The sequence below is a fragment of the Robertmurraya sp. DFI.2.37 genome (assembly GCF_029211245.1).
GTDB classification, from domain to species: domain Bacteria; phylum Bacillota; class Bacilli; order Bacillales; family Cytobacillaceae; genus Robertmurraya; species Robertmurraya methanolica_A.
The window spans coordinates 1-324 of the sequence record NZ_JARGEJ010000482.1; the positions used below are offsets into that span (position 1 = coordinate 1).

Annotated in this window: 1 pseudogene; it reads left to right on the top strand. The window is 37.7% G+C overall.

Annotation, left to right across the window (positions count from 1 at the left end):
• Window positions 1-78: 78 nt before the first annotated feature.
• Window positions 79-324: pseudogene (locus PZE06_RS27390) on the top strand (50S ribosomal protein L1); the annotation flags it as partial.

Consider the following 324-nt stretch of genomic DNA (forward strand, 5'->3'; position numbering starts at 1 on the left):
TAGAGTAGAGGATAACAATAGCGCCAATACCAGTAATTAATAAGGCAAATAACAGCCCGAGACCATCTACTTTTGCTTAAAGGTTTAATGCCAAACCCTAAAACTGGTACCGTTACTTTTGATGTAATGAAGGCTGTAAATGAAATCAAGGCTGGTAAAGTTGAATACCGCGTTGACAAGTCTGGTAACGTTCATGTGCAAATTGGAAAAGCTACATTTGAAAACGAAAAATTAGTTGAAAACTTCAACACTATTTTCGACACATTGATGAAGGCGAAGCCAGCGGCAGCAAAAGGAACTTACATGAAAAATGTAACAGTTACG